Source organism: Roseibium sp. AWQ4_254 (assembly GCF_056161025.1).
On the sequence record NZ_JBSWYH010000001.1, the window covers coordinates 130,957 to 153,308 of the forward strand.

The following is a 22,352-nucleotide window of genomic DNA, read 5'->3' on the forward strand; positions in this document are numbered from 1 at the left end:
AAGGGAAGTTTTATGGGGTCACAAACTTTATTGAATAAAATCTGTGCGGTGCTGCTGGCGGTGTCCCTTGCAGCCTGCCAAACTGTTCAGGCTCCGCAGACCGGCGTGCAGTCCCCGGCAGAAGGGGTAGAGACCGCGCAGGTGGATGCCGCTCCGCTGCCGGTTGTGGCCTATGCGCCGTCAACTGCTGTTGAGCAAGGCTTTTCAGCGCTTGTGCTCAATGCTTCCACCGGTGAAGAACTTTATGCCGTTGAGCCTGATGCGCCGCGGTTCCCGGCGTCCCTGACCAAGATGATGACGCTCTATCTTCTGTTTGAAGCGGTTGCGGCCGGGCGCTATCAGCTCTCCTCGCCTTTGACTGTGTCCGCCAAGGCGGCCTCGCAGCCTCCGGCAAAGCTTGGCCTTACCGCCGGGTCCACCCTGACCGTGGAACAGGCGGCACGGGCGCTTGCGGTGAAATCGGCCAATGATGTTGGGATCACGGTGGCGGAGAACCTTGCGGGCAGCGAAGCGGCGTTTGCCCGTCTCATGACCCAGAAGGCGAAAGCGCTAGGCCTGACCCGCACCCGGTTTGTGAATGCGACCGGATTGCCCGATCCGGCTCAGGTGACCACGGCGCGGGATATGGCGGAGATGGGTCTGGCGCTCAAACAACGCTTTCCTCAATATGGATCCTATTACAGGGCCACTTCCTTCACGTATAACGGCCGCACCTTCCGGGCGACCAACAATCTCTTAGGCAAGGTCGCCGGGGTCGACGGTCTGAAGACCGGCTATATCCGCATGTCCGGCTACAATCTTGTTGCGACCGCCAAACGGGGCGGCAAGCGGTTGATTGTGGTGGTCATGGGCGGAAAGAGCGAGGCAGCGCGGGACAGGGAAGTGACAAGGCTGATTGAAGCCTATTCCTGATGGGGCCCGTGTGAGATCAGGGTCGGTCTCCTTTGCCTGCTGACATCGTTGGATCGCATTTGTGGTTGGGAAACACCACGGCGTGCAATCTGCCTCCTCAGCAGACAAAGGAATTCCGGTCAAATAGCTCATCATCAAGTGCGATTGGTATTAGCTGGCCGCAGGCTGCGGAATGGCAAAGGTGATGCAGTTGCGGCCTTTGCTCTTTGACCGGTAGAGGCTCTCATCGACGATCTGCAGGAGGTCGTCCATGACCAGGTGATGGCCGTCGCCGTGGTAGATCCCGGCCGATGCGGTCAGGCGGAACTCTTCCGGGGCAAAGTCGAATTGCAGCTCGGAGATGCGCTCGCGCAGCCGGTCAGCCACTTTGGCGGCGTTCTCCCGGGAGATATCGGGCAGCAGCACGGCGAATTCTTCCCCGCCCAGCCTTGCAAAACAATCGTCTTTTCTCAGCTGGGCGCGGGCGGCGGCGACAACCTTGACCAATGCGGCATCGCCTGCCGGGTGGCCGAACCGGTCATTCACCTGCTTGAAGAAGTCCAGGTCAAAATGAACCAGGCCGAAGGTGCGCTTTTCCGGGCCGTGGAGCAGCTCTTCCAGGCGGAGCTGGAACTCCCGCCGGTTAAAGGCACCGGTCAGGGGATCGCGGCGGGCGGCTTCCTTATGGCGCTGGGCCACCTGCTCGAAGGACAGCGCTGCGGAAAAGGCACCGGTCAGGCTGACAAACAGCATGGCGCTCATCAGGTGCAGATCCTGCATGCTGTCATTGATCATGCCGGGACCTGCCATGGCATCGCCGAACAGGCCGTGGAACAGCCGCAGCCCGCTGGCCGCCGCCAGAAAAAAGAAGGCCAGGACAAGACCGATCACCGAGATCAGCCCGTGGAAGCTGCGGGAGGTATAGGCCCTGATGGTCGCAATGCACAGGATCAGGAAAATGATGTTGCCGCCCACATAGGCAAGCGTGGCATTTGACAGGAGATAGGCTAGGATGCCGACCAGAAGATAGGCCACTGCCGGGGCGGCCACATCACTCAAGCGGGCAGGCAGGTGAGCCAGGACCTTTGCGGCATAAAGGTGCAGTGCAAAGCCGAGCAGCAGCAGGCTGTTGGGCAGTATATAGGCTCCGGGGCCGGGCAGGACGCGCTCAAAGGCAAAGCAGACCAGGGCGGCCGCGAACAGTGCATTGGCACCCGCCCAGCTGCGCCAGTGAATGTTGGAGGTCGCGCGCAGGGACATCGCCTGAAAGGAGATGGCAAAGATCGACAGCAGAAGCAGATTTGCCGCAAAAAGCGTCAAGAGATCCATTGAGACGCACTCCACACACTATTCGTCGAATTCGACTGGTAGGTCAGAGCTTATGTAGAAAACTTTTTAGATGCGTTAGATTTGATGCTGAGTTTTTCATCAAATTGTATTTGTGAGCGGAATGGGGCGAAAGTATCCCGCTAAAAAATATATCTAAGCTCGAGATAGCCTCGGGCGCCTTAAAAAAGGTTGAACGTCACTTTAGAAACTCAAGGGTATTAGACGAATTCAAGCCAATTTTCTCTAAAATGTGAAAATAAAATGAGAGAATCGGCCGGAACACTTGTTCCGGCCGACTCGACTCTGTGCGCGTTGCGCGCTTTAGTTCTTGGTCTTGTCGACCAGCGCGTTGGACTTGATCCACGGCATCATGCCGCGCAGCTTTTCGCCAACTTCCTCGATCTGGTGCGCGTCGTTCAGGCGGCGGGTGGCTTTGAACTTGGCGGCGCCAGCCCGGTATTCCTGCATCCAGTCGGAGGTGAACTTGCCGGTCTGGATGTCAGCCAGAACCCGCTTCATTTCCGCTTTGGTTTCGTCGGTCACGATGCGCGGGCCAGTGACATACTCACCCCATTCTGCCGTGTTGGAGATGGAGTAGTTCATGTTGGCAATGCCGCCTTCGTAGATCAGGTCCACGATCAGCTTCACTTCGTGCAGGCACTCGAAATAGGCCATTTCCGGTGCATAGCCGGCTTCTACCAGGGTTTCGAACCCGGCGCGGATCAGTTCCACGAGACCGCCGCACAGAACAACCTGTTCGCCGAAGAGGTCGGTTTCGCACTCTTCCTTGAAGGTGGTTTCGATGATGCCGGACCGGCCGCCGCCAACACCGCTGGCATAGGACAGGCCGAGATCGAGGGCGTTGCCGGAGGCGTCCTGGTGGACGGCCACAAGGCAGGGGACACCGCCGCCTTTTTCATATTCGCCGCGCACCGTGTGCCCCGGGCCTTTCGGCGCGATCATCAGGACATCAACAGTGGATTTGGGTTCGATCAGGCCGTAATGCACGTTCAGGCCGTGGGCGAACGCAATGGCGGCGCCGTCGCGGATGTTGGCGGCAATGTGATCCTTGTAGATGTCGGCCTGCAGCTCGTCCGGCGTAGCCATCATCATCAGGTCGGCCCAGGCCGCAGCGTCGGCAACGGTCATCACCTTGAAACCGTCGGCTTCGGCCTTCAGGGCAGTGGTGGAGCCTTCGCGCAGGGCAACGGCAATCTCGGTGCAGCCGCTGTCCTTCAGGTTCATGGCATGGGCGCGGCCCTGGGAGCCGTAGCCGATGATGACAACTTTTTTGGATTTGATCAGGTTGAGATCAGCATCACGATCATAATAAACGCGCATGGGTTCCTTTCTCCCGTTTGCAGTCCGTTTCTTCTTGTCGCCCGTCCGGTCATTTGCGCCGGTCCGGTTGGCTCAAAGGGGCCAGCGGTCTGGCTGGCCCGAAAGGGGGCTAGGCGCCGAACAGCCGGTAAAAGCGGTTCACGGCGGTTTCAGCCTGGGACGCAAGATCCTGTTCGGCGGCGCTGGCGGTTTCTCCCAGCAGCAAACGCACATGCACATCGCGGATGGCGAGCCCGTACAACACCTGATAGGCGTCTTCGGCGTCCTCGAATTTCAAAAGGCCCCGGCGGCGGCCGCTTTCCAGCATGGCGCGGGCGCGGGCGGAAATCATGTGTTTGCCGCGCACAAGCAGCAGCTGACCCAGCCGGTTCGAATTGGTGTTCGATTGGCCGATGGACAGGCGGTTGAGCGCAAGCGACGTTTCGGAAAACAGAACGCCGAGCAGGGCTTCTGCGAAGGCGGTCACATGGGCGCGGAACGTGGCCGCATCCGCAGTCGCCCCGGCCTCGGAGGGAAACTGAACCTGGCTCGCCTGATAGGCAACAACGGCGGCCAGAAGGCCGTCCCGGTCACCGAACCATTTATAAAGGCTTTCCTTGGAACAGCTGGCAGTGCGGGCCAGCCCGGCCGTGGTCAGCGCCTTTTCCCCGCCTTCCACCAGCAGCGTCAATGCGTGTTGCAGCACCACCTGCTGGCGCGGCGAGAATTCCGGCGCAGCGTCATGGCGGGAGGTGGCAATGTCATAGGCGGCTGCTGGCATGGTCTTCCGGTTTGGTCGGGTCTGGATCTGAAAGCGTCTGAACCGTACGGTACGGTTCGGTCGAGGTTATGGCACCGGCGGGCAACGAGGTCAAGGGGGAAATGCCGGGAGGTACGTGTCTGGGCAAAGGGCTGGCCGCAGCGCATCTTTTTTCCATGTGAAAGGATGTGCAAAGGCGCGGACACCGGTTCGCATTGCCATCCGTTGTCAGGACGGTTCCAGTTCCAACGCGCTGTTGCTGCCTCTGCGCCGGACTTGTTTTTCCTGCAAAAGTTCAGTTCTTCGGGCGCGGGAGCGGGCGGATTGTTTCGCTGAACCGATCGGTATAAATACGGGCCTGTAGTATCTGCCTAATACCCAAACCATGCCATTGCCTGCTACAACCCTGTGATCGCGGTTGCAGAACGGGAGGTTTGGCATGGGCGCGAAGATCCTGATGATCACCGGGGATTTCACCGAGGACTACGAGACCATGGTGCCGTTTCAGGCGCTGATTGCCATGGGACACAGCGTGGATGCGGTTTGCCCGGGCAAGGCCGCAGGAGAAACAGTTGCGACCTGCATCCACGATTTTGAAGGCGACCAGACCTATACCGAAAAGCGCGGTCATAACTTCACGCTCAACGCGACCTTCGCCGATATGGACGTGGCCAGCTATGACGCATTGGTCATTCCCGGGGGCAGGGCTCCGGAATATCTACGACTTGAGGCCGGGGTTCTGGATGCGGTAAGACATTTCATGGAGACGGGCAAACCGGTGGCTGCCATCTGCCACGGTGCCCAGATCCTGACCGCAGCTGGTGGTCTTGAAGGCCGCACCGTGTCCGCCTATCCGGCTTGCCGCCCGGAAGTAGAACTGGCCGGTGCAACTTATGCAGAGATTGCGCTTGATGCGGCGGTGACGGATGGCAACCTGATCACCGCCCCGGCCTGGCCCGCACATCCGGCCTGGCTGGCCCAGTTTCAATCGGTCGTGGCCGGGGTACAGGCCAAGGCAGCAGCCTGACCGTTTAGATCTCACCGATCTGCCAGGACGAAGGTCTTCCCGCAATTCAGGCCTCTGGCAGGCTACGGTTCCCCACCCGAGACCATCTGATCTCGGGTGGGGTTTTTCTTTGGCGCCAGAGGGGCGCACGATGCGCTAAAGTTGAGGATTAAGGCATCGCAGCGCCTTTTGTGCCCTGTTGTGGTAAGACGGAACGTGGCATTGGATACTTAGAGTTGTCCTAAATGTGCAAAAACGCTGTTCCGGAGACCGAAATGTGCAAGTTATTTGTCGAAGCCGACCCGGGCTGGTGGGAAAGCAGCACGAAATCCGTCCGCATTGGCGGCATGGTAACCTCTGTCCGGTTGGAGGCCTTTTTCTGGAAAGTGCTGGAAGAGATTGGCGCGCGGGACAGCCTGAATGTGCCGCAGCTTATTGCCCGCCTGCACCAGGAAAGCATTGAGGCCGGGCACGATTTGGGCAATTTTGCCAGCTTCCTGCGCGTGTGCTGCGGACGCTTCCTGGCGCTTCAGCTCTCCGGTGATGTGCCGGCGGATTCCAGCCTGCCGATTGCCGGGCTGGATGCGGACAAGATCCTGGAGGCCGAACAGGCCATGCATTGAACCGGAACGCATTTCCGTGGCATTTCCGGTTTGAGTCTGTAAACCGGAAAGTAGGTCCTCCACGATCTGCTTCGACGGCTCTTCCCATGGCGCGGCCCCGGCCCGGGAAGGCATTTCTTGTCTGATGGTAGAATACTGTTCTTGAGCGCTCGAGCCTGCATCGAAGACGACAGAGGGCTCCAGATCTGCTGAGATCTTCACATGTCAAGCATGTCTGCCACATGCCTACCAAGGGCCAGAGCGGATGTGAGGCCCGGAGATTCGATGCCGTAAAGTGCGATCAGGCCACTAAGACCGTGGGTCTTGGGACCATCGATGCGGAAGTCGGCCGCACGGGTGCCGGGGCCGGTGATCTTGGGCCGCAGGCCGGAATAGTCGGGCATAAGAGAACCGTCCGGCAGATCCGGCCAATAGGTGCGGATAGCCGTATAAAACCTCTCTCCCCGGGCCGGATCAACGGCATAATCCGTGTCCTCGACCCATTCCACATCCGGGCCGAAGCGGGCTTGGTTCTGGAGATCCAGCGTTAGGTGAATGCCAAGGCCGCCAGGTTCAGGCGCGGGATAAATGAGATGGGAAAAGGGGGCCTTGCCCTGCAATTTGAAATAGTTGCCTTTTGCGCGCCAGGCACGCGGCGGCTCAGCGCCGGGAAGTTGCGCCATCAGACCCGGGGCGCCATGTCCGGCGGAGACGATCAGCTCGCGGCAGGTGAGGGCGGTTCTGACCCCGTCAGGGTTTGCAACAGTCAGGCGGTATCCGTCCGCATCCGCTTCCAGCCCGGTGACCGTGCTGTTCAGCACCACCTGTCCGCCATGGGCTTCCAGCCCCCCCTGAAGAGCCAGCATGAAGCCGTGGCTGTCGACAATCCCTGTTGAGGGGGACCATAATGCGCCGCAGCCGGACAGGGCCGGTTCACGCTCCGCCAGCCGGGCCTGGTCATGGAACTCCAGATCTGTCAGGCCATTGGCTTCAGCTTTCCGCTGGAGCTGCGCCAGCTCTGGTAACTGGCTCTGCGTTGCCGCTACGATCAGCTTGCCGATGCGTTTGTGGGCAACGCCGTTTTCCGCGCAGAAGGCATAAAGCTGGTGTTTGCCCTCCACGCAGAGCCGCGCCTTCAGGCTGCCTGCCGGATAATAGATCCCCGCATGGATGACTTCGGAATTGCGGGCACTGGTTTCCGAGCCGATCAGGCCGTGCTGTTCCAGCACCATGACCTCACGGCCGCGCAGGGCCAGGTCCCGGGCGATGGCAAGGCCCACCACGCCAGCGCCGATGATGAGAGTTTCAATATCAGGCATGTTCTGTGCCCGTGCTCAAAAGAGGGACATGGGTCAAGCCAGGGCAGCTTACACCCTGAGCACCGCCCCGGCCTTGCGCCGGGGTCTGCTTTGGCGCCGTCGCGCCAGGGTCCCGGATCAGGTCCGGGACGGCACGAAAAGTTCCCGGATCAGGTCCGGGACGGCACGGAAAGCTCCCGGATCAGGTCCGGGAGGCGGAGCGGGGGGCAAGCATTCTGCTTAGCCCCACCATTTTTCCGGTTCGAAGGCACCGGCTGCGTCCTCGATCACTTGCCCGGCCTGGAACAGGGTGCTTTCGTCAAAGGGTTTGCCGATGAGCTGCAGGCCGAGGGGCAGGCCGTCCTTGTCGAGACCGGCGGGCACGGAAATGCCCGGCAACCCGGCCATGTTGACTGTCACGGTGAAAATGTCGTTGAGATACATTTTTACCGGGTCCGCATGAAGATCCTGATCGGCAACGCCGAAGGCGGCCGAGGGGGTGGCCGGGGTCAGGATCGCATCGACCCCGTTCTGCCAGGCGAGCTCGAAGTCGCGCTTGATCAGGGTGCGCACCTTCTGGGCCTTCAGGTAATAGGCGTCATAATAGCCGGCGGACAGAACATAGGTTCCGATCATAACACGCCGTTTGACCTCGTCGCCAAAGCCTTCTGCGCGGGTGTTTTCATACATCTCGACAATGTCCTTGCCGGGCACGCGCAGGCCGTAGCGCACGCCGTCATAGCGGGCAAGGTTCGAAGAGGCTTCAGCCGGGGCCACGATGTAGTAGGCGGGCAGGGCGTATTTGGTGTGCGGCATGGTGATTTCGACGATCTCTGCCCCCGCATCCTTCAGCCAATCCATGCCCTTTTGCCAAAGGTCTTCGATTTCGCCGGGCATGCCATCCATCCGGTATTCCTTTGGAATGCCGATCTTCAGGCCTTTGACGGACTTGCCGATGGCAGCTTCATAGTCCGGCACCTCGATATCCACCGACGTCGTGTCTTTCGGATCGACGGAGGCCATTGATTTCAGAAGGATCGCGCTGTCGCGCACCGTGTGTGCAATCGGCCCAGCCTGATCGAGCGAGGAGGCAAAGGCGACAATGCCCCAGCGGGAGCAGCGGCCATAGGTGGGTTTGATACCGACCGTGCCGGTGAAGGCAGCTGGCTGGCGGATGGAACCTCCGGTGTCGGTGGCGGTGGCACCCATGCACAGGCGCGCTGCAACGGCCGTGGCAGACCCGCCAGAGGAACCGCCCGGCACCAGATCCTGATTGGAGCCGGTCTTGCGCCAGGGGTTGATCACATCACCATAATAGGAGGTCTCGTTGGAGGAGCCCATGGCGAACTCGTCCATGTTGAGCTTGCCGAGCATGACGGCCCCATCGGCAAACAGGTTGCTGGTGACTGTGGATTCATAGGCTGGTTTGAACCCGTCCAGAACGTGGCTGCAGGCCTGGGTGTGCACGCCCTTGGTGGCGAACAGGTCCTTGATGCCAAGCGGAATGCCCTCAAGCGCGCCGCCATCGCCCTTGGCTAGCTTCGCGTCGGAGGCCTTGGCCATGTTGCAGGCCTGATCCCCGGTGACCGCCACATAGGCGTTGAGCTGAGAATTGGCCGCCTCGATGTTGCCAAGAAAGGCCTCGGTCAGTTCAAGCGATGTGTAGTCCTTGTCTTTCAGGCCCTTCCGGGCCTCGGCGATGGTGAGTTTGGTCAGATCGGTCATGATGTGATCTCTTTGTCCGCGACAAGCGGTTTTGAATAGAAAATGGAATAGGGACTGTCTGGATAGTCAAGCACCGGGCCGCATCGGGTGAAACCTGCGCGCTCGTAAACCCGCCATGCGGCATGGAGCGTTGCACCGGTCTCAAGGACCGCTTGCCTGAAGTTCTCCTGCTCGGCTTGCAGCAGAAGCCTCTCCAGTATCCTGCTGGCTAGCCCGTTGCCCTGATAGCCGGGTCTGGTGAACATGCGTTTGACTTCGGCAATGCCACCGCCATGCCGGTGGAGAGCACCGCAAGCCGCTGCTTCTCCTTTGACACGGGCGACAAAAACGGTGGTCTGCTCGCCAGCCATTTCTTCTGCCGTCATCTGAAAGCAGAATTCTGGCGGCGAAGTCCCCGCAAGCGCCTCATTGAGTTCTGCAATCAGGGCGCGCACGTCCTCAGACAAAGGGCTTTCTATGGCTATGGTGGCGGCTGTGCCGGTCATGTGACTTCAGCTCATTCAACCACCTTCGGCACCATGAAGAAGTGGTCTTCTGAGGCCGGGGCGTTCAGGGTGATGTCATCGGCCTTGTTGCCGTCGGTGACCCCATCGGCGCGTTTTTTCATGGTCTGCTCGACCACGGAGGTCATCGGCTCGACGCCGGCAATGTCCACTTCGTCAAGCTGTTCGACAAAGCCTAAAATGGCATTCAGTTCGCCGGTCATACGGGTGGCGTCGTCGTCGCTCACCTTGATGCGGGCCAGCCGGGCAACACGTTTCACCGTATCGGTATCAACAGACATGTTTTCCTCATTTTCTGAAGGCGGCAGTGGTCATCCTGCAGAACGACATCTGCCGTGAAGATCGCTCCTCTTTGCCGCGCTCAAGCCGCAGATGCAACCCCGGTGGCTTGCCAGCGTCCCGCTTTTCAGATAATACGGTTATCACTAGTACCGTAATATGAGTGTCGCCATGACCCAGCATGTTTCTTCACCACGTCCCCTGCCTCTGGTGGCCATTGTCTATCTTGCTTTCGAGCCTGCCTGGCTGGCGCTGTCCAGGCCGGAGCGCACCCAATATGCGGCGGCGATCGCGGCGATCGTGGCGCGCCATCCGGAGGTCACCCTGGAATGGGTTGATGCCGATGCGATGTCCGGCCAGTTTTCCGATTTTGTGATTTGCCGCTTTTCCGATATGCGCGCCTATCATCACCTTTGGGAGGAACTGCGCGACACGGAGATCTTCGCACGGCCCTTTGCCCGGATCGTCAGAGTCTCCACTGGCATTACCGATGGCTTCAAGGACTATGAAGACGCACTTGCGGCGGCACATCCCGGCAATGCCTGAACACATGCGCGGGCTGGCGGGACGGCCACAAGAAGAACGGGTGACGGCAGCGCTGCTTGAAGCAACGCTTTCAGAACTTGCGGAGAAGGGTGTCGGCAAGACAACCATTGCCGCGATTGCAGCCAGGGCACACACCAGCAAACAGGCGGTCTACCGCCGGTTTTCGGACAAGGCCGCGTTGATCGCCGCCGCCGTCGAACAGGCGCTCGCCCGGGCCAATCCATCGCCCCCTCAACGTGGCAGCGTGGCGCAGGACCTGCGGCAGTGCCTTGCCAACACCGTCTCGGCCCTGCAGGAAACCCCGCTTGGCGGGGCCATCCGGGCGCTGGTGCCCTACCGGGAAGACCCGGCCTTTGCCGCCGTTCTGGACGAGGCGGAGGCGAACCGGCGGCTGATTTTGCGCCAGATCTTTATCGTTACGCCCTTTGAAGCGGATATGGAAACCCGGATCGACCTGCTGCTGGGGCTGATCTATTTCCGCCTGCTGCTGCGCTCCCAACCGGTGGAGGCGGGGGACATTGAGACGGCCGTCGATCTGGTTCTGGGGCTGGTGGCGCCGAGAGATCCGCTCCATTCCGGGTTTCCGGGCACATGAAGACAGTGGTGCCCAGGCTGTTCACGCAATCTATCGCAGCAGTTGCGCCTCTGTGATCAAAGGTTATTGGCACTGGGACCGTGCAATCGACATCTTCTCCATAGAAAGGGGCCGGTCGCGCCTCTGGGGTTCCAAAAAGGGAGTGTGTCATGCCGCTTTATACGTCCAAATCTGTTCTTCTCGGGCTTACCGTCCTGTTCTCCGTCACCGGCTTTGCCGTTCAGGCTGATGAAATCACCACCTTCACCAAAAGCGGGGCTGCCATTGGCGGCACGGATCCGGTGGCCTATTTCACGCAAGGCAAACCGGTTGCTGGTACCGATGCGTTCACGGTTCAGTATGATGATGTAACCTGGAAATTCTCCAGCGCTGAAAACCGCGACAAGTTCGCTGCCGATCCGGCCAAATATGCGCCCCAATATGGCGGTTTCTGCGCCTTTGGCGCGGCCATGGGTTTCAAGGTGCCGGTCGTTCCGGAAGCCTGGTCGATTGTGGATGGCAAGCTTTATCTCAACAACTCGCTCACCGTTCAGGAACGCTTCGAGCAGGATGTTCCCGGCCATATCAAAAACGCGACCTTGAATTGGGAAATCATCAAGGACAAGAAACCGGAAGATCTGAAAGAACCGATAATCCGCAACTGATCACGTGACTGACCGGGTTAAGGGCCCGCCCTTTGGACGGGCCCGTGGGCGGCGCTTCAGCGCCCGGGCCTGGCGTTCCGGTTGCGTCTTTCTCTCTTTTCTGCCGCCTCGGTCTTCCATTTTGGCCTCGTCATCGCTAAATCCTGAAGAACATCTTCAGATTTTGAAAGGGCTTTGCCGTGGCTGTCCGTCCGAAACGCCGTCCCCGCTTCCTGACCGTGAAGGAAGCCCGTTTTCTCAGCGCTCACATGATCCGGGTGACTTTTGCCGGGCCGGAGCTGGAAGGGTTTCCGCTGAAACATGAAGGGGCGAATTGCAAATTGATCCTGCCCCGGGATGGGGAAAGCCGGGAGGATTTCGAGGCCTATTGGGCCCCTGAAGGCCCGGAAGCGAAGGTGCATCCGGTGCGTACCTACACCGTCCGCTCCTTCCGGCCGGAAACGCTGGAACTGGATATCGACTTTGTCGCCCATGGGGATGAAGGCCCGGCGACCCGCTGGGCGCAGCGGGCCAGGGCCGGCTCGTTTCTCGGCTTTCTCGGCCCAAGCCAGCCCAAACTCACCGAGTTTTATGCGGATTGGTATCTGGTTGCAGCGGATCTTTCCGCCATGCCGGTGGCTGAGGCAACCCTTGAAGCCTTGCCGGAGGATGCGTGCGGGGTTGCCGTTTTTGAGGTGCCGTCAGAAGGCGATATCCGCAGCATTGCCGCTCCGAAGGGCATTGAGATCTCATGGCTGATCCATGAGGAGGTGCATGAGCCATCCACAGCCCAGCTGGCATTTGTGGAGGCGCTGGACTGGCGTGACGGGGTGGTTCAGACCTGTATCGCAGGGGAAAGTTCGGTGATCCGGGCGCTGAGGGACCATCTTCACAATGACTGTAAGGTTCCCAAGAAGGACACCTATATTTCCGGCTACTGGAAAATCGGTCTTGTGGAAGACGAGCATCAGAAGATGAAACGGGCCGAGGCCGCTTGAGTGCGCGTGCGGCCATGTTCTGAACCGGTCCCTGTTCCTGAAACGAGCGGGGCAGGGATCCACGCGTGCGCCGGGGTCACACGGCGCGTTGCAACCCCTTGTCTGGAAGGCCTGGGGAGGTGAAGCGGCCCGGGTGCTTTTCAATGCCGCAGAAATAGACCATCAGACCCGTGCCCGCTGCAGGCAGAAGAAAACTCAAATACCAGAGCCCGCTTCTGCCCGACTCCCGCAGCCGGTTGAGACAGCTGCACAGGTTCATGTAGAGCATGGCCAGCAGGGTGGAGAAGATGCCCGCATTTTCCGCCGGACTGCGCCCGCCACTTGCAGCCACCGGGTCGGCAAAGAGAAACACGGTGACCATCAGTCCCAGAAATGCCGTCATAAAGATGACGATCTGAGAAAACCACCAGGTGCGGCGTCGAATTTTGCCATAGGCCGGATTGAGCAGTGCAAGCATAGGTGTCTCCCTCGCCTGTTCTCTATAATCCCTTGTGTTTAAATAGTCACTTAAATCTTATTGTTAATTTTACCATCGTCTGTATTGGTGGTGTTGCTTTTTACGTTGCTTGAGGTGCCGTCAGCGGCTTGCGGCCGCGAGTGCCGAGCCGAAGCCGACAAAGAGCCCGCCAGTGACCCGCCGGACCCAGCGGATGCGCCGGGCGGAGGTGAGAAACCGGCGCAGGTGGCTGCCCGCAAAGGCTATGGCCGCATGGTTGGCAAAACACAGGCTGGCATAGGTGAAGGACAGGATGGCGGTTTCGGTGAAGTCAATCGTCCGGGCGTGCATGAACTGAGGAAACAGCGCGGTGATCACCAAAATGGCTTTCGGGTTGGTGACCGATACAAGAAACGCTTCAAGGAAGAGTTTCCAGCTGCTCTTGCGCTGATTTGAGCCGGTTGCTGTGGCTTCAAAGCTGGATGCATCCCGCCAGACCTTGATGCCGAGATAGATCAGATAGGCCGCCCCGATGAATTTCAGCACAGTGAACGCCAGTGCCGAGGTGGCCATCAGGGCGCCGAAGCCGAACGCCACCGCATAGCCGATCACCACCAGCCCGGCCGCATTCCCGGTCGCGGAGGCGAGTGTTGCATTGCGGCCGAAGCGGAGCGTGTTGGAAATGGCCAGCATCACGCCTGGGCCAGGGCTGATCGCGGGCAGAAGAGACACGGCAACAAAGACGAGCCAAAGGTCGAAGGGCATGGATCGGCATCCTGAAACGGGCTGAGGATGGAGAGGGGAAACGTGGAAGGACCGGACTTTGACGGCGTGCTGGGCGGGGATGAGGCCCGGATCAGGAAGAGATCCCGTGAGGAAAGAGCTCAGATTTCTCCCATGGCTTGGCGGAACCGGGAGACGCTTGCGGCAAAGCCATGGATCAGCGCATCGGCGGTAAAGCCGTGGCCGATGGACATTTCTCGGATGAAGGGCACCTTGCCGATCAGCGCCGGAATGTTCTCAATCGTCAGGTCATGGCCTGCATTGACCCCAAGGCCGCAGGTCTGGGCAGCTTCTGCCGTTGCCACCACTTTGGCCAGTTCCTGTCCGGCCCGGGCCGTATCATCATGGCAGGCACCGTAGGGGCCGGTATAGATTTCGATCCGCTCGGCCCCGAGCCGGGCGGCCTGTTCCGGGGCGGCCGGGTCCGGATCACAAAAGAGCGAGACGGTCACCGCCCATTCCTTGGCAGCGGCGATGGCGGTTTCAAGCCTGGCGGTGTCCCCGGAAAAGTCCCAGCCATGATCGGACGTGCTCTGGTCCGGATCATCCGGGACGAACAGGACCTGTTCCGGCCTGGCCTCTTCTACCAGTTTTATGAAATCATCCGACGGATAGCCTTCCAGGCAGAGTTCCTTGTTGGGGAAACGCTCTTCGATCAGTTCCGACAGGTCGAAGACATCGGCTTTGCGGATGTGGCGCTCATCGGGCCGGGGGTGAACGGTAATGCCCTTTGCGCCCGCTTCCATAGCAAGTGCGGCAAGGCCGGTTACGCTCGGCCAGGGCAGGTCACGGCGGTTGCGCAGCATGGCGACAGCATTGACATTCACGGAAAGACGCGAGGCGGCAGACATGGCAAAGGGTCCGGTTGGGCGGTTTATTTTTTGAGTCAAGACGTTGGGTCAGGGTCGCAGAATTGAGAGAAAAGGCATTGAAGTCAAACAGGAAATTGTCACTAGGGACAATGTTTCCGGGTGCTCCAGCCTGGCAGGCGCGGACCGAATGTCAAACGGACGGTGGCTGGATCAGCCTCTTTGCTGCAGCTGGGGCGCCGGAAATTTACGGCGCAGATAAAGGGTCTGAAGGTGCAGGATCACAAGGCAAAGGAGCCAGATGAGCAGCGGCTGCCAATAGACAAAGCTGTGGAGGGCCAAATACGCCCCCAGTAAGGTGCCCACTACGGGAACAACAAGGGTTCCAGCAACGGCCCCTGCCAAAGGTGGGGACAGAAGCGATGCAAGAAGGGCATAGAGCCAACCGGCCTGTCCCGGGCGTCCGAACCATCCTGAAAAACAAAAACCGCACACCATACCGCCGATGGCGGACCGCAGCGCAACGAAGGTCGGGCTCAAGCTTGTAGGGGTGCCATCGGCTCCGATCCTAAGGCCATGTGCCAAGGCGAAGGCGACGAGGCCGCCCGCAAGGCCGATCTCAAAAGCGATGAGAAGCCGGAACCTGTCGTTCAAGAGCCAGGCTTTGGGCTGACCGTTTGTTTCTGGCATGGGGTCTCCTTTCAAAAGACCCTGTGTTGATAGCTGTCAGGTTGGGAGAGGGGGCGGAGAGGGGGTGCACTTTTTCTGCAAATGATGGAGGTGCCGTATCTTGCGTGGGGAGACAGCTTCCCCCGTGCCGTCCCGGCCCATGGGCCGGGACCTTCTGTGAAACTGTGTACGCCTGTGGGCGGTAGAAAATAGTCCGTCGTCCTTTTGGCCAAAACGCCCTACAGCGTGGGCGCCGCCCCCTCATCGGGGGCTTGCTCTGTCAGAAATCCCTGATAGCGCACCAGCTTGCCGATCATGGGCAGGGACAGCTGCACATCAAAGTGAAACCGGCCGTTTTTTTGAAATTCGCGCGCCTCGCTGACCGGAATCAGCCATTTGGGTAAGGGCACTCCGAGGGCGCGGCCCCGGGTCACCGGAAACGCCAGGCACCTGCCGTCAAAGGTGAGGTCAATGTCAAAGACAAGACCTCCAAATTGTTCGCTGATCTTGCCGTTTCCTGATCCGCGCCGGGCCAGGAGCGTGGACTTGAAGGTCTGGCTGCCGAAAACGCGGGTCCAGTGTTCCTTGCTGCCGCACCGCTCAAGTGTCACCTCAACGGGGACATCCTCGGTGGCGGGGGGGAAGCCGATCAGGTGGCAGATCAACTGGCCGAGGCGGGAAGTGCCGCGGCTGACCTTGGCCCGGCCGCGCCAACGGTGCAGGTCAAACGCGGTGTGCAGCTTTTGCACCTCTGGCGGAAGGTCCTGGAACGTGCGGCCAAGGGCGTGTTGAAACAGGCACGGGGCAGGGTGTGTCTCCGTCTTGGTATCGACTTGCAGGTGGGCGGTGGCTGCCTCAATATCGGACAGGCCAAAGGCGCCGAGGCATGGGCGGGCTCCCGGCGGTACGTTGCCATCCGCCAGTTTGCCGCACAGGATTGTGGCGGCGACGGCTGGAACATGGGGCCCGTCCCCGGCCCCGGCAATCAGTGTCCAGCTTTTGGCGAGCGGTTGCTGGTCCCGGCCGAGGCCGGAGAGGCGGACCTCCATGCCCCCTTTATCCGTGCCAAACGGCTCCAGCCTGTCGGCGATCCATTTCAAAGCGCCCGTAAAGGGAACGAGGGAGCGGAACAGGCGCAGGCGCACCAGCCAGCCGAGGACTGCAAGGCCCAGATGCATGAGGCTGAGTTCGAGCCCGGCCTTGAAGAGGACGGAGCGGGCGCCATAGTGATCCGGAAAGAGCTGGAGATCCGGTGCCCCGATCCAGCTGCACCAACGCAGCGGCAGGCTTTCCCGGTCCGTTGTCAGGCGGCGCCGGGCAAGGCCCGACCACCCCGGCACATGCCCCCAGCTCCCGTTCCGGTAGACCTGCATGGGCTGGCCGGTCTGGGCCAGAATGGCGCGGATCACCGCCAGCCCGCGCGGAGCCCGGTTGCCGGGCAGGATCACGGTGTCAATCGTGTCCAGACGGGAGAAGTCTCCCCGCAAGGCCTCCACGGCAGCCGAGGAAAGCGCCGGAACGCTGGAGACGCCGGACAGAACCGCGCGCCCTTTGGCCTTTGCCTGTTCGTCCAGTTGCACAATCCCCTTGGTGAAAGCAGCATCGTCGCACAGGTCCAGATAATGGCTGCCGGCCTCCAGCGCCGCGTGCGCGATCCGGTAGCCGTCTTGATCAAAAGCCTGAAATGGGCCTGTGGCGTCCACGGTGACAAAGGGAGACAGCGCTGCGAGCGCCGGGGCAGCCTCCGGCGATGATCTGTCCAGAACCGCAGGTGTGCCGCCATATGTGTCACAAAACGCTTCGGCTTTCGCCCGGCTGCGTCCGGCAATGATCACCTCATACTGGGGGCTGCGCAGCAGCGCCTGGGCCAGTTTGCCGCCGAACACCCCGTAGCCGCCAAGAATGAGCACGCGGGTCAAAGGTCTTCCGTCAGTCAATCAGCCGGTCCTTGAGCTCCCGGGAAGGCACGGGGCACTGGCTCTTGCCGAACACATAGCGGTTGCGGGCAATCCGGTCATAGATCCAGTCGGCCACTGGCCGGGGCAGGAGATCCAGCACACGGAGCCAGGACCATACGCCGCCGAGGCTGACCATGGCGGCGGTGAAGGCAGCCATCTTGAAATAGGTCTCGCCGTTCAGAACAACGATATTGGTCGAAAAATCCTGCGGATCGAGCTTGTTCCGGAGATAAAGCGACTGGCCGGTGGGAGAGGTGGCGCTGGTAAATCGGAACCGGGCTCGCTCGTCGCGTTTGGCGATAAAGCGGGCAAAGCCGGAGCAAAAGAGGCATGTGTCGTCAAAAACGATCAGATTGCGGGACTGTGGCACGTCCTTCACGCCTATCGCCATCCTTTGCTGTTTCAAGAACGGACCCTATTGCCCAAGTGGAGAATGCGCAACCGGGCCGGTCGGGTCCAGGCGCGTTTCGTCGCGCCGGGCATGCGTGCTGGCCGGTGCGAGCGTATTGGTGTGTCTTTCGAAGGGGGCTGGGACGGTTTGTTTTCGAAAAGGCCGGTGGATCACGCCTTGCACCGGCCGGAAAATGAGTTACATTAGTAATGTAATAACATAACAAATCTCAGATCCGGAGATCCCATGTCAGATACCCGATTGCCCGTGACCGTGTTGTCCGGCTTTCTTGGCGCGGGCAAGACCACATTGCTCAACCGCGTGCTCAACAACCGTGACGGTCTCAAGGTTGCGGTGATCGTCAACGATATGTCGGAAGTCAATATCGATGCCGATCTTGTCCGCTCCGGCGGGGCCGAACTCAGCAAAACCGACGAAACCCTCGTTGAGATGTCCAATGGCTGCATTTGCTGCACCCTGCGCGACGATCTTCTGATCGAGGTTCGCCGTCTCGCGCAGGAGCGCAAGTTTGACTATTTGCTGATTGAATCCACCGGCATTTCCGAACCACTGCCCGTGGCGGCAACCTTCGAATTCCGCGATGAAAACGGCCTCAGTCTGTCGGATGTGTCCCGGCTCGACACGATGGTCACCGTGGTGGATGCGGCCAATCTCCTGAAGGATTACGCGAGCCAGGACTTCCTGAGCGACCGCGGGGAAACCCTGGGCGAAGAAGATGAGCGCACCTTGGTGCATCTGTTGACCGACCAGATCGAATTTTCCGATATTGTTGTCCTCAACAAGGTGAGCAGCGCCACGCCTGCCGAGGTCGATGCGGCTCTCAAGATCATCCGCAGTCTCAATGCGGATGCGCGGATCATCGAAACGGACTATAGCGAGGTGCAGCCGTCAGACATTCTCAACACCGGCCTGTTTGATTTCGAAAAGGCCCATGAGCACCCGATGTGGGCCAAGGAGCTCTATGGTTTTGCGGACCATGTTCCCGAAACGGAAGAATATGGGGTGGCTTCCTTTGTCTATCGGGCGCGGCGGCCGTTTTATCCGGAGCGGATCCACGATCTTCTCAACGGGCCTCTGCCTGGGGTGATCCGCTCCAAGGGCCATTTCTGGATTGGCAGCCGCCCGGAATGGGTGCTGGAATTCTCCCTGGCCGGGGCGCTGTCCACCATTGGCCCGCTCGGCACCTGGTGGGCGTCTGTTCCGGTCAACCGCTGGCCGGATGATGAACGGGCCCATGCCTATGCGCGCTCGCGCTGGGCAGAGCCCTTTGGCGACCGCCGTCAGGAAATCGTTTTCATTGGTGCAGGGATCGACTGGCCGCAGCTAAAGAGCCGTCTGGATGCCTGCCTGATCGGAACGGAAGAGGGTGACGATCTGACGGCCTTTGCGGACTTGCCCGATCCATTCCCGCCGTTCCGCCGGGCGGATCAGGCCGCATGAGCCTCGCCCAGGTACGGGAGGGGGCTGGTCAGCCCCTGGCCCGGGACGTGCTCATGGGCCGGGAGCCGGATATCCTTGCCGATATCGGTTTGCCGGGCGTGGCCGCAGCCATCTGGACCCGCAGCGCCACGCCGGGGTTTCAGAGCTGGATCGACAGTCTTCCGGCAGACAAGCTGCCGGAACTGCGCACGGTCATTCCGGTGCATCTGGCCGAAGCGGCCGCCCGGGCGGCCTGTGAGAGGGCCGGTCTCGAGCCCTCAGAGGAGCTGGACCGGCTGGTGGGGGATATTGGCGCGCTTGCGCTGATGTGCGCCAAGTCTCTTGACGCTCGCCAGATCCGGCTGCGGCTGGATGTGTCTGACGAGGTGATGTGCCCGAAATTCCATGTCGATAATGTGCCCGCCCGGCTTTTGTGCACCTATCGCGGCGCCGGAACGGACTATGTGCCGCTGGGCCAGGAGGCGCAGTCCAACCGCATCCGCCAGGTCCGCCCCCACGCGGCGGCCCTGTTCCGTGGCGGTGCCTGGCCGGGAGCGGAGCGCACGGGCCTGTTGCACCGGTCCCCGGACCCGCAAGGCGCTGCGCGCCTGCTGCTGGTGATCGATCCGGTGGAATGACGGATTTGGTTATACGACACAGCCAAATAGCCGCGTCTGTTGTCAGACGCAGCTGTTTGTCTTAGTCCGGTTTCGCCAGCCTCGTCTTGCGGAAGACGGACGGACAGAATCAGACCCGGTTGAGTAGGCGGGCGCGGATCGTGTTGGGAAGGGCGCGGATTTCTTCCAGGATCTTCACCGGATCTTCCACCATGCTGTCCACGTCCAGAACCACATAGCCGATATCCTTGTGAGATTGCAGATACTGGGCCTGGATGTTCAGGTCATGCCGGGTGAAGAGATCGTTCAGGGTGCGCATGGCGCCCGGCGCGTTGTGATGCACCTGGATGAAACGGGTTGCCTCGGTGCCTTTGGGCAGCTGCACCTGGGGGAACTCGACGGCGCCCACAGTGGAGCCCACATCGGAATATTCCACCAGCCGCTTGGAGACTTCCTCGCCGATCCGGGCCTGGGCCTCTTCCGTTGAGCCGCCCACATGGGGGGTGAGGATGACATTGTCAAGGCCGCGCAGGGGAGAGAGGAACTCGTCCTTGTTGGATTTCGGCTCCACCGGGAACACGTCAATGGCCGCGCCGGCCAGATGGCCGGAGGTCAGCGCGGCGGCCAGCGCCTCGATGTCGACCACCTTGCCGCGGGCATTGTTGATCAGATAGGCGCCCTTTTTCATCTTGGCGATCTGCTCGGCCCGGAACATGTTGCGGGTTTCCAGCGTGTCCGGAACATGGAGGGAGACCACGTCGGCTTCCCCCAAAAGCGTGTCCAGGCTGTCGGTGGGCGCTACATTGCCGTGCTGCAGCTTGTCAACCATGTCAAAATACATCACCCGCATGCCCATGGCTTCGGCAAGATTCGAGAGCTGGGTGCCGATATTGCCGTAGCCGACAATGCCGAGCGTCTTGCCGCGCACCTCGTGGGAGCCGGCGGCGCTCTTCATCCAGCGGCCTTCATGGGCGGCGCTGGATTTGGAGAAGACGCCGCGCATCAGCATGACGATTTCGGCAACGGTCAGCTCGGCCACCGAGCGGGTGTTGGAGAACGGCGCATTGAAGACCGGAATGCCCCGGGTCAGCGTGCCCGTCAGGTCCACCTGATTGGTGCCGACGGAAAAACAGCCAACCGCCACGAGGCTCTTGGCTGCCTCCAGCACCTCTTCGGTCAGCTGGGTGCGGGAGCGGATGCCGACAATCTGCACATTCTGCAGCTTTTCAATCAGGGCATCCTTTTCCAGCGCCCCGGCCAGAACCTCCACATTGGTATAGCCATTCTTTTCAAGAACCGCCTTTGCGGTCGGCGAGATGCCTTCCAGCAGGAGCCAGCGGATTTGATTTTTCGGCCGGGAGAGACCGTGGATCATGAGTTTGAAGCCTTTTTTCTTGGAATGCATTGGCGCGGGGCGGCGCGCAGGTGTCGTATACGCGCTGATCCGCGTCGCGTCTAGGCCGTTCGCCGGGAGGGGATCTTTCTTTCCCGCACCGCACGCAGCGCTTTCAGAAAGAGGCGTTGAGGGCGCGCGCCGGTGCCGCACTGGTGCCCTCATCACCTGTCAGAAAGAGAGGCAGGTCAGGAAAACCAACAGGTGCAGATGATCAGGGGTCATATGAAACGTCTTTTTCAGATTTTGGCATCCGGTATGCTGTTTGCAGCAGTCTTTGTATGGCCAACAGGACCGTCTCTTGCCTTTTCACAAGCAACACAGTTTTTGATGGCACAAGCCATTGCCGACGGCTGCGGCGGCCGCGGCGGGCATTTTACCCAGGAAGGGGTGTTTGAGTTCGATCTCAACGGGGATGGCCGCAATGATCTTGTCCTCTCCCATCAGGGGATCGAGTGCAACGGCCAACCGGGGATGAGCATGATGTGCGGCACACAGGTCTGCTCGATCCAGATCTACTTGCGCAAGGGCGAGCTGCTGAAGCTGGAGGAAGAGTTTCTGGGGCGGATTGTCGGCGTCACCTGGCTGCCCGACCTCCGTTTTCAGATCATGAGCCATGGCGGCACGATCAGCGGCTGGCGTCCGGACTATCCGGGAACGCCCTGATCCTGCCTCCGTTGCCGTTCCGGCCCAAGAGCCGGGCCCCAGTATACAGTTGCCCTGGAACGATCAAAGCGGGCATTGTTTGCTGGGGCCCCATCTGCTTTTAAAGCCCATGGAAAGGGGCAGGTCTAAAGGCCTTCCGGGCCCCTTTGAACCGCAGCAACACCGGTGCGGGAGACTTCCACAAGGCCGAGCGGTTTCATGATGGCGATGAATTGCTCGATCTTGGAGGTGCGGCCGGTGATTTCGAACACGAAATGCTCCGTGGTTGCGTCAATCACCGTGGCGCGGAAGGCATCGCCCAGGCGCAGGGCCTCCAGGCGCTTGTCACCGGACCCGGCTACCTTGATCAGGGCCAGCTCCCGCTCAAGCGGCTTGTCCTGACTGGCCCGGCGGGCGCGCACGGTCAGGTCTGTCACCCGGTGCACCGGCACCAGCCGGTCCAGCTGGTGGCGGATCTGCTCGATGATCATCGGCGTGCCGGTGGTCACGATGGTGATCCGGGACAGGTGCCGCTCATGCTCGGTTTCCGACACGGTCAGGCTGTCAATATTGTAGCCGCGTCCGGAAAACAGCCCGATCACCCGGGCCAGCACGCCCGGTTCGTTGTCGACCAGAAGCGATAGGGTGTGGGTTTCGATTTCATTGCTCATCTCGGCCAGGAAATAGGCGGAGGGCGCATCGACATTCTGTGCGTTCATCTTTCAAATATCCTTAG

The 22,352-nt window shown here is 60.5% G+C and carries 25 protein-coding genes; 10 read left to right on the plus strand and 15 right to left on the minus strand.

Features of this window, described 5'->3' with window-relative positions:
* Positions 1–12 precede the first annotated feature (12 nt).
* On the plus strand, positions 13–912 hold the full coding sequence (locus ACXAIC_RS00565; RefSeq protein ID WP_475172446.1) for a D-alanyl-D-alanine carboxypeptidase family protein: 900 nt from the start codon (positions 13–15) through the stop codon (positions 910–912).
* A 150-nt stretch (positions 913–1,062) separates the two neighbouring features.
* Here ACXAIC_RS00565 and ACXAIC_RS00570 read toward each other — a convergent pair whose 3' ends face one another.
* From ACXAIC_RS00570 to ACXAIC_RS00580, 3 genes are all read right to left on the minus strand, one after another.
* Positions 1,063–2,220 (minus strand): GGDEF domain-containing protein, encoded by a 1,158-nt coding sequence (locus tag ACXAIC_RS00570; RefSeq protein ID WP_475172449.1) that lies wholly within the window; start codon positions 2,218–2,220, stop codon positions 1,063–1,065.
* 321 nt (positions 2,221–2,541) lie between these two features.
* Positions 2,542–3,561: a ketol-acid reductoisomerase gene (gene ilvC / locus ACXAIC_RS00575; RefSeq protein WP_475172451.1), complete on the minus strand. Its 1,020-nt coding sequence runs from the start codon at positions 3,559–3,561 to the stop codon at positions 2,542–2,544.
* A gap of 109 nt (positions 3,562–3,670) precedes the next feature.
* The gene (locus ACXAIC_RS00580; protein WP_475172452.1) at positions 3,671–4,321 is read right to left on the minus strand and encodes a TetR/AcrR family transcriptional regulator; all 651 of its coding nucleotides are present in this window, start codon (positions 4,319–4,321) and stop codon (positions 3,671–3,673) included.
* Positions 4,322–4,739: 418 nt separating this feature from the next.
* On the opposite strand from ACXAIC_RS00580, the gene ACXAIC_RS00585 reads away from it, so the two are divergent.
* Both ACXAIC_RS00585 and ACXAIC_RS00590 read left to right on the plus strand, forming a co-directional pair.
* Positions 4,740–5,327, plus strand: a complete 588-nt coding sequence (locus tag ACXAIC_RS00585) for a DJ-1/PfpI family protein (RefSeq protein WP_475172455.1) — start codon at positions 4,740–4,742, stop codon at positions 5,325–5,327.
* Positions 5,328–5,581: 254 nt separating this feature from the next.
* Positions 5,582–5,929 carry a ribbon-helix-helix domain-containing protein gene (locus ACXAIC_RS00590; RefSeq protein WP_475172458.1) on the plus strand — a complete coding sequence of 116 codons (348 nt, stop codon included), beginning with the start codon at positions 5,582–5,584 and terminating at the stop codon, positions 5,927–5,929.
* 197 nt (positions 5,930–6,126) lie between these two features.
* Here ACXAIC_RS00590 and ACXAIC_RS00595 read toward each other — a convergent pair whose 3' ends face one another.
* The 4 genes from ACXAIC_RS00595 to gatC all read right to left on the minus strand — a co-directional run bounded on the left by ACXAIC_RS00595 (position 6,127) and on the right by gatC (position 9,715).
* Positions 6,127–7,227, minus strand: a complete 1,101-nt coding sequence (locus tag ACXAIC_RS00595; RefSeq protein ID WP_475172460.1) for an NAD(P)/FAD-dependent oxidoreductase — start codon at positions 7,225–7,227, stop codon at positions 6,127–6,129.
* Between the two features lie 219 nt (positions 7,228–7,446).
* Entirely contained in the window at positions 7,447–8,931 is a 1,485-nt protein-coding gene (gatA, locus tag ACXAIC_RS00600) for an Asp-tRNA(Asn)/Glu-tRNA(Gln) amidotransferase subunit GatA (protein ID WP_475172462.1), read from the minus strand.
* A complete protein-coding gene (locus tag ACXAIC_RS00605; RefSeq protein ID WP_475172464.1) occupies positions 8,928–9,416 on the minus strand; it encodes a GNAT family N-acetyltransferase in 489 nt (162 codons plus the stop codon). Before ACXAIC_RS00605 ends, gatA begins: the two co-directional genes overlap by 4 nt.
* Before the next feature lie 11 nt (positions 9,417–9,427).
* Positions 9,428–9,715 carry an Asp-tRNA(Asn)/Glu-tRNA(Gln) amidotransferase subunit GatC gene (gene gatC / locus ACXAIC_RS00610; RefSeq protein WP_475172467.1) on the minus strand — a complete coding sequence of 96 codons (288 nt, stop codon included), beginning with the start codon at positions 9,713–9,715 and terminating at the stop codon, positions 9,428–9,430.
* 169 nt (positions 9,716–9,884) lie between these two features.
* On the opposite strand from gatC, the gene ACXAIC_RS00615 reads away from it, so the two are divergent.
* The 4 genes from ACXAIC_RS00615 to ACXAIC_RS00630 all read left to right on the plus strand — a co-directional run bounded on the left by ACXAIC_RS00615 (position 9,885) and on the right by ACXAIC_RS00630 (position 12,475).
* Positions 9,885–10,259, plus strand: a complete 375-nt coding sequence (locus ACXAIC_RS00615) for a darcynin family protein (protein ID WP_475172469.1) — start codon at positions 9,885–9,887, stop codon at positions 10,257–10,259.
* Complete coding sequence (locus ACXAIC_RS00620; protein ID WP_475172470.1) at positions 10,252–10,854, plus strand: TetR-like C-terminal domain-containing protein; 603 nt, start codon at positions 10,252–10,254, stop codon at positions 10,852–10,854. The genes ACXAIC_RS00615 and ACXAIC_RS00620 overlap by 8 nt, the downstream gene beginning before the upstream one ends.
* Positions 10,855–11,003: 149 nt before the next feature.
* Complete coding sequence (locus ACXAIC_RS00625; RefSeq protein WP_475172472.1) at positions 11,004–11,498, plus strand: YHS domain-containing (seleno)protein; 495 nt, start codon at positions 11,004–11,006, stop codon at positions 11,496–11,498.
* 179 nt (positions 11,499–11,677) lie between these two features.
* On the plus strand, positions 11,678–12,475 hold the full coding sequence (locus ACXAIC_RS00630; RefSeq protein ID WP_475172475.1) for a siderophore-interacting protein: 798 nt from the start codon (positions 11,678–11,680) through the stop codon (positions 12,473–12,475).
* Between the two features lie 76 nt (positions 12,476–12,551).
* Here the strand turns inward: ACXAIC_RS00630 and ACXAIC_RS00635 are convergent, their stop codons facing one another.
* From ACXAIC_RS00635 to ACXAIC_RS00660, 6 genes are all read right to left on the minus strand, one after another.
* A complete protein-coding gene (locus ACXAIC_RS00635) occupies positions 12,552–12,932 on the minus strand; it encodes a DUF805 domain-containing protein (RefSeq protein ID WP_475172476.1) in 381 nt (126 codons plus the stop codon).
* Between the two features lie 120 nt (positions 12,933–13,052).
* On the minus strand, positions 13,053–13,676 hold the full coding sequence (locus tag ACXAIC_RS00640) for a LysE family translocator (protein WP_475172478.1): 624 nt from the start codon (positions 13,674–13,676) through the stop codon (positions 13,053–13,055).
* A 119-nt stretch (positions 13,677–13,795) separates the two neighbouring features.
* A complete protein-coding gene (locus tag ACXAIC_RS00645; protein ID WP_475172479.1) occupies positions 13,796–14,545 on the minus strand; it encodes a pyridoxine 5'-phosphate synthase in 750 nt (249 codons plus the stop codon).
* A gap of 171 nt (positions 14,546–14,716) precedes the next feature.
* On the minus strand, positions 14,717–15,193 hold the full coding sequence (locus ACXAIC_RS00650; protein WP_475172482.1) for a hypothetical protein: 477 nt from the start codon (positions 15,191–15,193) through the stop codon (positions 14,717–14,719).
* A gap of 218 nt (positions 15,194–15,411) precedes the next feature.
* On the minus strand, positions 15,412–17,109 hold the full coding sequence (locus tag ACXAIC_RS00655) for a DUF4166 domain-containing protein (protein WP_475172484.1): 1,698 nt from the start codon (positions 17,107–17,109) through the stop codon (positions 15,412–15,414).
* On the minus strand, positions 17,102–17,509 hold the full coding sequence (locus ACXAIC_RS00660) for a thiol-disulfide oxidoreductase DCC family protein (RefSeq protein ID WP_475172486.1): 408 nt from the start codon (positions 17,507–17,509) through the stop codon (positions 17,102–17,104). Before ACXAIC_RS00660 ends, ACXAIC_RS00655 begins: the two co-directional genes overlap by 8 nt.
* 258 nt (positions 17,510–17,767) lie before the next feature.
* Between ACXAIC_RS00660 and ACXAIC_RS00665 the strand changes: the two genes are divergently transcribed.
* Positions 17,768–18,982, plus strand: coding sequence for a GTP-binding protein (locus ACXAIC_RS00665; RefSeq protein ID WP_475172489.1), 1,215 nt, complete (start codon positions 17,768–17,770; stop codon positions 18,980–18,982).
* Positions 18,979–19,599, plus strand: coding sequence for a DUF1826 domain-containing protein (locus ACXAIC_RS00670; RefSeq protein ID WP_475172492.1), 621 nt, complete (start codon positions 18,979–18,981; stop codon positions 19,597–19,599). Before ACXAIC_RS00665 ends, ACXAIC_RS00670 begins: the two co-directional genes overlap by 4 nt.
* Positions 19,600–19,708: 109 nt before the next feature.
* On the opposite strand, the gene serA is transcribed toward ACXAIC_RS00670, so the two are convergent.
* Entirely contained in the window at positions 19,709–20,953 is a 1,245-nt protein-coding gene (serA, locus tag ACXAIC_RS00675; RefSeq protein WP_475172493.1) for a phosphoglycerate dehydrogenase, read from the minus strand.
* A gap of 348 nt (positions 20,954–21,301) precedes the next feature.
* Between serA and ACXAIC_RS00680 the strand changes: the two genes are divergently transcribed.
* Positions 21,302–21,637, plus strand: a complete 336-nt coding sequence (locus tag ACXAIC_RS00680) for a hypothetical protein (RefSeq protein ID WP_475172496.1) — start codon at positions 21,302–21,304, stop codon at positions 21,635–21,637.
* 125 nt (positions 21,638–21,762) lie between these two features.
* Here the strand turns inward: ACXAIC_RS00680 and ilvN are convergent, their stop codons facing one another.
* Entirely contained in the window at positions 21,763–22,335 is a 573-nt protein-coding gene (gene ilvN / locus ACXAIC_RS00685; RefSeq protein ID WP_475172498.1) for an acetolactate synthase small subunit, read from the minus strand.
* Between the last annotated feature and the right edge of the window lie 17 nt (positions 22,336–22,352).